Below are 8,683 nucleotides of genomic sequence, written 5' to 3' on the forward strand. Positions count from 1 at the left end.
CTCCTCTTGGGGAAAAAGCCGCAGCCGCGCTGCGAATCAGGACGCTTGGAGTGACCATCACCCAAAGCGTTCAAACGATTGTGCCATACGTAACAGGGCAAAAGCGGGGGCACCCACCCAGGGCCCGTAGGACAAAACCTGAATTGCCGCCATATGTTGCGCAGTCGCTACACGGTCTTGCCCCTAAAATGACTCTCCTTTGCCGCCACCGCAGTCCCCAATGACCCAGTTTGCCAAAGAAACCTTGCCGATCAGCCTCGAAGAAGAGATGCGGCGCAGTTACCTCGACTACGCGATGAGCGTGATCGTAGGTCGGGCCCTGCCCGACGCGCGTGACGGCTTGAAGCCTGTGCATCGCCGCGTACTTTTTGCGATGCACGAACTCAATAACGATTGGAACCGACCTTATAAGAAGTCGGCCCGTATCGTGGGCGATGTGATCGGTAAATATCACCCGCACGGTGATTCCGCGGTATACGACACCATCGTGCGTATGGCCCAGGACTTCTCGCTGCGCCATATGCTGGTGGATGGTCAGGGCAATTTCGGATCCGTGGACGGCGATAACGCTGCGGCCATGCGATATACCGAAATCCGCCTCGCCAAAATCGCCCACGAAATGCTGGGTGATATTGACAAGGAGACCGTCGATTTCGGCCCCAATTACGATGGCAGTGAAAAAGAGCCGCTGGTTTTGCCCAGCAAGCTTCCGAATCTTCTGGTCAACGGCTCATCCGGCATTGCTGTGGGCATGGCCACCAATATCCCTCCGCATAACCTCAATGAGGTGGTGGACGCGTGCCTGCACATGCTGCGCAACCCGGATGTCACCATCGACGAATTGATGGAGATCATTCCTGCACCCGACTTCCCCACCGCCGGGATCATCTACGGCATCAATGGCGTGAAGGACGGCTACCGCACGGGTCGTGGGCGCGTGATCATGCGTGCCAAGTGCCATTTCGAGGACATTGACCGCGGCCAGCGCCAGGCGATCATCGTCGACGAGTTGCCCTACCAGGTCAACAAGAAGACGCTGCAGGAGCGCATGGCAGAGCTGGTGCACGAAAAGAAAATCGAGGGCATCAGCCACATCCAGGACGAGTCCGACAAGTCGGGCATGCGTCTGGTGATCGAACTCAAGCGCGGCGAAGTACCCGAGGTGGTACTCAACAACCTGTACAAGCAAACGCAGCTGCAAGACACCTTCGGCATGAACATGGTGGCGCTGATCGACGGTCAGCCCCGCCTGTGCAATTTGCGCGACCTGATCAGCGTCTTTCTGCAGCACCGCCGCGAGGTGGTCACACGCCGCACCGTGTTCGAACTGCGCAAGGCGCGCGACCGCGGCCACGTGCTCGAAGGCCTGGCCGTTGCCCTGGCCAACATCGATGACTTCATCGCCATCATCCGCAACGCCCCCACCCCGCCGGTGGCCAAGGCCGAGCTGATGGCCCGCCCCTGGGACAGCAAGCTGGTGCGCGAAATGCTCACCCGCACGCGCGCCGATGGTGGTGTGGTCAGTGCCGACGACTACCGCCCAGACGGCCTAGAGAAAGAACTAGGTATGGGCCAGGACGGCCTGTACCGACTGTCGGAAACGCAAGCCCAGGAAATCCTGCAGATGCGCCTGCAGCGCCTTACGGGCCTGGAGCAAGACAAGATCGTGGCCGAGTACAAGGAAGTCATGGCGGTCATCGAAGACCTGCTGGACATTCTGGCCAAGCCCGAACGTGTCTCGGCCATCATCGGCGACGAGCTGACCTCCATCAAGCAAGAGTTCGGCCAGCACAAGCTGGGCGCACGACGCAGCATCGTCGAATACAGCGCGCAAGACCTGTCCACCGAAGACCTGATCACCCCCACCGACATGGTCGTGACGCTCAGCCACACCGGCTACATCAAGAGCCAGCCCCTGTCCGAATACCGCGCCCAAAAGCGCGGCGGGCGCGGCAAGCAGGCCACGGCGACGAAGGAAGACGACTGGATCGACCAGCTCTTCATCGCCAACACGCACGACTACATCCTGTGCTTCTCCAACCGGGGCCGCCTGTATTGGCTCAAGGTGTGGGAAGTGCCTGCGGGCTCGCGCGGCTCGCGCGGCCGCCCCATCGTCAACATGTTCCCGCTGCAGGACGGCGAAAAGATCAATGTCGTGCTGCCGCTCACGGGCGACATGCGCACCTTCCCGGCCGACCGCTATGTCTTTATGGGCACCAGCATGGGCACCGTGAAGAAGACCGCGCTCGACGAGTTCAGCAACCCGCGCAAGGGCGGGATCATCGCCGTCAACCTAGACGACGGCGACTACCTGATCGGCGCCGCACTGACCGATGGCAAGCACGACGTGATGCTGTTCAGCGACGGTGGCAAGGCCGTGCGCTTTGATGAAAACGACGTGCGCCCCCTGGGCCGTGCAGCGCGCGGCGTGCGCGGCATGATGCTGGAAGATACCCAGAGCGTGATCGCCATGCTGGTGGCCGAAGACGAAACACAAAGCGTGCTGACCGCCACCGAGAACGGCTATGGCAAGCGCACCAACATCACCGAATACACACGCCACGGCCGTGGCACCAAGGGCATGATTGCCATCCAGCAAAGCGAGCGCAACGGCAAGGTCGTGGCTGCGACGCTGGTGCACGCCGATGACGAGATCATGCTCATCACCGACAAGGGCGTGCTGGTGCGCACCCGGGTGTCGGAAATTCGCGAACTGGGCCGCGCCACGCAGGGCGTGACGCTGATCGCCTTGGACGAAGGTTCGCAATTGAGTGGCCTGCAGCGCATTGTTGAAAACGACGCGAACGTGATTGAAGCAGAACCCGGGGGCGAAGACGCTTCTGGCATTGACACCGATCCCGCCGCAGAGACACCTGAGCCACCTGACGCCTGACCGACCCCGCATGGCAATTCACGGCAAGCAGGGACTCGCCGAGTTGTCATGCTATTAAACACAGAGCTAGTAGCGCTTACCCAGTAAGCGCTAGAGGCATTTTTGACCAATATTTCATGACACGCCCGTACAACTTCTCGGCCGGCCCGGCCGCCATCCCTGCCGACGTGTTGGAACAGGCTGCCGCCGAGATGCTGGACTGGCACGGCAGCGGAATGGGCGTGATGGAAATGAGCCATCGCGGCAAAGAGTTTTTGTCCATCTACGAGCAGGCCGAAGCCGACCTGCGCGAACTGCTGGCGGTTCCGTCGCACTTCAAGATTCTGTTCATGCAGGGCGGCGGGTTGGCCGAAAACGCCATCGTTCCACTGAACTTGTCGCGCGCCGGGGCTGTTGATTTTGTGGTGACGGGTAGCTGGAGCCAGAAGTCATACAAGGAAGCCCGCAAGTACGCCTCTGAAGTGAACGTGGTGGCCACCGCAGAAGACACCGGGTTCACTACCCTGCCCGACCCGGCTACCTGGACGACGAGCCGCGGTGCCAGCTATCTGCACATCTGCACCAACGAGACCATCAACGGCATCGAGTTTCACCAGTTGCCCGATCTGAAGGCGCTGGGCAGCGAGGCGCCGCTGGTGATCGATTTTTCATCGCACGTGGCCTCCCGGCCCGTGGACTGGTCCCGCGTTGGCCTGGCGTTTGGTGGCGCGCAGAAAAACCTGGGCCCTGCGGGGCTCACGCTCGTGGTCGTGCGCGAAGACCTGTTGGGCCACGCACTGCCAACCTGCCCCAGCGCGTTTGACTACAAGATCGTGGCCGACAACCAGTCGATGTACAACACGCCCCCTACCTGGGGCATCTACATAGCGGGTTTGACCTTTCAGTGGCTCAAGCGCCAGCAAGAGGGTGCACTCACCGGCGTCGCCGCGATGGAACAACGCAACATCGCCAAGGCAAGCCTGCTGTACAACGCCATCGACAGCTCGCAGCTGTACGTGAACAAAGTGGCGGTCAATTGCCGCTCGCGCATGAATGTTCCGTTCTTTCTGCGTGACGAAAGCCGTAACGAGGCCTTTCTGGCTGGCGCCAAAGAGCGCGGCCTGCTGCAGCTCAAGGGCCACAAGTCCGTGGGCGGCATGCGCGCCAGCATCTACAACGCCATGCCCATTGCAGGCGTGCAGGCGCTGGTGGACTACATGCGAGAATTTGAAAAAAAACAGGCCTGACAGAGAGCACTCCGACCGCCATTTGATGGCACGACTCTGGCACCTACCGTCATTCCAAGGCCCGCCCCCGACAGCACCCCATTCATGACCAATCCGCAAGCATCACCCGACCTCGCCAGCCTGCGCGTGCAGATTGACAGCATTGACCAGCAACTTCTTTCGCTGCTGAACCAGCGGGCGCTGGTTGCCGAGCAAGTGGGCGAAGTAAAAAAGCGCGAGGGCACTCCTTTCTTTCGTCCGGACCGCGTGGCCCAGGTGATCGAAAAGATTCAAACCGCCAACCCCGGCCCGCTTAAAGGACCACACGTAGCAGCCATTTGGCGCGAGATCATGTCCGCATGCCTGGCGCTGGAGTCGCCACAGCGTGTGGCGGTGCTGGGCCCCGAAGGCACGTTCTGCGAGCAGGCCGCCATCGAGTTCTTTGGCGGCGCGGCCGACCTGATGTATTGCGCCAACTTCGACGAAGTGTTCCACGCCACTGCAGCTGGCAGTGCCCAGTACGGTGTGGTGGGCGTAGAAAACTCCACCGAAGGCGTGGTAACCCGCTCGCTTGATCTGTTCTTGCACACCCCCACGCACGTCGTGGGCGAGGTCAGTCTTCTGGTGCGCCACAACCTGCTGCGCACCAGCAACTCGCTCGACGGCATCGAGGTGGTGATGGCCCACCCTCAGGCGCTGGCCCAGTGCCAGGCCTGGCTGACCAAACACCTGCCCCACGCCGAGCGCCGCCCGGTGTCCAGCAACGCCGAAGGCGCCCGCCTGGCCACCACCAACCCAGGCTGGGCAGCGTTGTCCAGCGAGCGCGCTGCCACCCAGTTCGGCCTGCACATCGTGGCCCATGCCATTCAGGATGACGCGTACAACCGCACCCGGTTTGCCATCATCTGCCTGCCCCACACGCTGCAAACGCCGCCTCCATCGGGCAAGGACTGCACCAGTCTTGTGGTGTCTGTGCCCAACCAGCCCGGAGCCGTGCACGACCTGCTCGTGCCGCTGAAATCCCATGGCGTCTCCATGACGCGCTTTGAGTCCCGCCCTGCGCGCACAGGCCAGTGGGAGTACTACTTTTACATCGACCTCGACGGCCACCCTGCGCAACCCCATGTGGCGCGGGCTCTGGAAGAGCTGCGCAGCCTGTGCGCGTTCTACAAGGTTCTGGGGACGTACCCCGTGTCATCGTAAGGAGCCGCCGCCATGTTTGAACAATTGGGATTGATCGGCTGCGGGCTCATGGGTGGCTCATTTGCGCTGGCCATGAAGAAGGCCGGTCTGGTCAAGCGTGTGGTGGGCTACAGCAAGTCGCCCTCCACCACGGACCGCGCCCGCCAGTTGGGCGTGATCGATGTGGAGGCCCCGTCGGCATTGCTGGCCGTTGCTGGCGCAGATGTGGTGCTGGTAGCCGTTCCGGTAGCAGCGACCGAAGCAACCCTCAAAGCCATTAAGCACCTTGTCACGCCACGGATGCTGATCATGGATGTGGGCTCTACCAAAGCCGACGTCGTGACAGCAGCCCATCGCGCACTCCGGGATCAGGTGGGCTCCTTCGTCCCTGCCCATCCCATTACCGGCCGCGAAGTCTCCGGTGTCGAGCATGCGGAGGCCGATCTCTACAGCGGACGGCAGCTGATCCTGACCCCCACAGAACGCACCCTGCCGCAACAGCTACAGCAAGCGGAAGAGATCTGGAAAGCACTTGGTTGCCGCGTTACGACCATGACACCAGAGGCGCATGACTCAGCCTTTGCCGCCGTCAGCCACCTGCCGCATGTGCTGGCTTTTGCCATGATGAACAGCATCACGGGGCAATCGACTGGCGACGATTTCTTGTCACTGGCGGGCCCCGGGTTCCGGGATTTCACCCGCATTGCAGCCAGCGACCCGAAGGTGTGGCGCGACATCTTGCTCTCGAACCGCGAGGAACTGATCGCCCAGTCCAAGCTGTTCCAGCAAGCGCTGCGCACCATCGAGCAGGCCATGGAAAAGGGCGATGCCCAGGCGCTCGAAGACATGCTGACGCTCGCCAGCGAGACCCGCGCGCACTGGCGCATGGGTGCGAAGAGAAAATAACCCCCTGAGTCGCCTGCGGCGCCTTCCCCCAGGGAGACGCACCCTGTGGCCTGGCGGAGCCAGTTCCACGGGTGCGCGGGTGTTGGGACGCTCCGGTTGCGCAGGCCGCTGGCTACACGAACGCTCTTTGAGCTGCAATGGACACACCACCACGATGTACAGCACCGCATTCCTCGATCTCCCTCCCCTGCAATCTGCTGCGGGCGAAGTCCACCTGCCGGGCTCCAAGAGCATTTCCAACCGTGTGCTGCTGCTGGCGGCCCTGAGCGCAGGCACGACCACCGTGCACGACCTGCTGGCGTCCGACGACACCCGGGTGATGCTGGATGCACTGCGACAGATCGGCTGTACCGTGGACGAAGCGGGCAGCACGGTCCACATCACCGGTCTGGGCGGCAGCGCTCCACAGTCCCCTGCCAAACTGTTCATGGGCAATGCAGGCACCGCAATGCGGCCGCTGACAGCCGCGCTGGCGCTCCTGGGCGGCGAGTTTGAGCTGTCTGGCGTGGCGCGCATGCACGAGCGACCGATTGGCGATCTGGTCGACGCACTGCGTCAGCTGGGCTGCCAGATCGACTACCTGGGGAACGACGGCTACCCGCCGCTGCGCATTGCCCACGCCAACGGCGTCCCTGCGCTGGCACTGGCAGAGCCAATCCGCGTGCGCGGCGATGTGTCCAGCCAGTTCCTGACCGCCCTGCTCATGGCGCTGCCGCTGGCAGCTGGCACCCAGAACATCGTGATCGACGTGGTTGGAGAACTGATCTCCAAGCCCTACATCGCCATCACCCTCCAGCTTCTGGCACGCTTTGGCATCGTGGTGGATCACCAGAACTGGCAGCGCTTCACGATTGCAGCAGGCAGCCGCTACCAGTCGCCGGGCAGCATCCACGTCGAGGCAGATGCATCTTCTGCTAGTTATTTCATAGCACTTGGCGCAATCACAGCAAGCGATAGTGACCAAAAAGGCATAAAAATTCAGGGCGTCGGCCTGGATTCGATCCAGGGCGACATCCGCTTTGTCGAAGCCGCCCGCGCCATGGGCGCTGTCATCACGGGCGGTCCCAACTGGCTGCACATCCAGCGCGGTGAGCCAGGGCACGGGTGGCCACTCAAGGCCATCGATCTGGACTGCAACCACATCCCCGATGCCGCAATGACCTTGGCCGTGATGGCCCTGTATGCCGAGGGCACCACCACCCTGCGCAACATTGCCAGCTGGCGCGTAAAGGAAACCGACCGCATCGCCGCCATGGCCACGGAGCTGCGCAAGCTGGGCGCCACGGTGGACGAAGGCGCGGACTTCATCCGCGTCACGCCACCCTCACGTGTTGACGATTGGAAGCCCGCAAGCATTCACACCTACGACGACCACCGCGTGGCCATGTGCTTCTCGCTGGCGGCGTTCAATCCAGCGGGTCTGCCGGTGCGCATTGAAGACCCCAAGTGCGTGGCCAAGACATTTCCAGACTACTTTGAGGCGCTGTTCTCGGTGGCCCAGGTGGCCCCCTCGCACATTCCCGTGATCTGCATCGACGGCCCCACGGCTTCGGGCAAGGGCACCGTGGCAGCCGCGGTCGCCCAGCGTCTGGGTTACCGCTTTCTGGACTCTGGCGCGATGTACCGGATCACCGCACTGGCGACATTGCGGGCTGGCCATGCCATAGATGCTGAACACGAAGCAGGCATTGCCGCCATGGCCAAAACATTGCCCGTGCGCTTTGAAGGCGGCCGTGTGTTGCTTGGCCACGACGATGTGACCGAGGCCATTCGCACCGAAGAAGCAGGCATGAATGCGTCCCGTGTGTCTGCCCTGCCCGCTGTGCGCGAGGCTCTGGTGGCCCTGCAGCACAGCTTTCGGCGCCTGCCGGGGCTGGTGGCGGACGGCCGGGACATGGGCACGGTGATCTTCCCAGGCGCATCGCTCAAGGTCTATCTGACCGCGAGCGCTGCCTGCCGCGCGGAGCGTCGTTATAAACAGTTGATTTCAAAGGGTTTTTCGGCTAACATCGACGACCTTCGCGCAGCCTTGGAGGCGCGCGACGCACGGGACAGTACCCGCAGCGTTGCGCCTCTCAAGCCCGCGCAGGACGCTCTGGTCCTGGACAACTCCACCTTGACGGTTGATGAAGCCGTCGAGCAAGTGTTGACCTGGTGGCAAGAGCGTCAACCCTTCGCAGTGTCTGCGTAGGGTTGAAAAAGCGCGGGGCCACATCTCACCATATGGCCCCTGCAATGCTGAAAAGCCTTGCAACAGGCCCACACCGCCCCTCTCGCGCGCCAGCGCCCAGGTGGTGTGGATCTTTAACCTAACCCGCGGTTTCACCGCAAAAAACCACCGCAAGCAGCTATAAAAACAGTAGCAATAGTGCTACTGGAATCCTGTTTGTGGCAAGGAAACACATGTCCGAATCTTTTGCCGCCCTTTTTGAAGAATCCTTGACGCGCACGGAAATGCGCCCAGGCGAAGTCATCACCGCTGAAGTCGTGCGCGTCG

General features: G+C 62.1%; 5 protein-coding genes. All 5 read left to right on the plus strand.

The annotated features are described in order from the left end of the window. Positions 1-220 precede the first annotated feature (220 nt). The gene (gyrA, locus tag ACK4OE_RS24095) at positions 221-2,893 is read left to right on the plus strand and encodes a DNA gyrase subunit A (RefSeq protein ID WP_409888855.1); all 2,673 of its coding nucleotides are present in this window, start codon (positions 221-223) and stop codon (positions 2,891-2,893) included. Positions 2,894-3,009: 116 nt separating this feature from the next. Further along, a complete protein-coding gene (gene serC / locus ACK4OE_RS24100; protein ID WP_409888857.1) occupies positions 3,010-4,119 on the plus strand; it encodes a 3-phosphoserine/phosphohydroxythreonine transaminase in 1,110 nt (369 codons plus the stop codon). Positions 4,120-4,203: 84 nt separating this feature from the next. Continuing rightward, complete coding sequence (gene pheA / locus ACK4OE_RS24105) at positions 4,204-5,301, plus strand: prephenate dehydratase (RefSeq protein WP_409888859.1); 1,098 nt, start codon at positions 4,204-4,206, stop codon at positions 5,299-5,301. Positions 5,302-5,313: 12 nt separating this feature from the next. Beyond that, on the plus strand, positions 5,314-6,186 hold the full coding sequence (locus ACK4OE_RS24110; protein ID WP_409888861.1) for a prephenate dehydrogenase: 873 nt from the start codon (positions 5,314-5,316) through the stop codon (positions 6,184-6,186). 154 nt (positions 6,187-6,340) lie between these two features. Next, the gene (locus ACK4OE_RS24115) at positions 6,341-8,377 is read left to right on the plus strand and encodes a bifunctional 3-phosphoshikimate 1-carboxyvinyltransferase/cytidylate kinase (RefSeq protein WP_409888863.1); all 2,037 of its coding nucleotides are present in this window, start codon (positions 6,341-6,343) and stop codon (positions 8,375-8,377) included. Positions 8,378-8,683 lie beyond the last annotated feature (306 nt).

Origin of the sequence: Acidovorax sp. (assembly GCF_046314175.1) — a bacterium.
Lineage (GTDB): Bacteria > Pseudomonadota > Gammaproteobacteria > Burkholderiales > Burkholderiaceae_C > Acidovorax.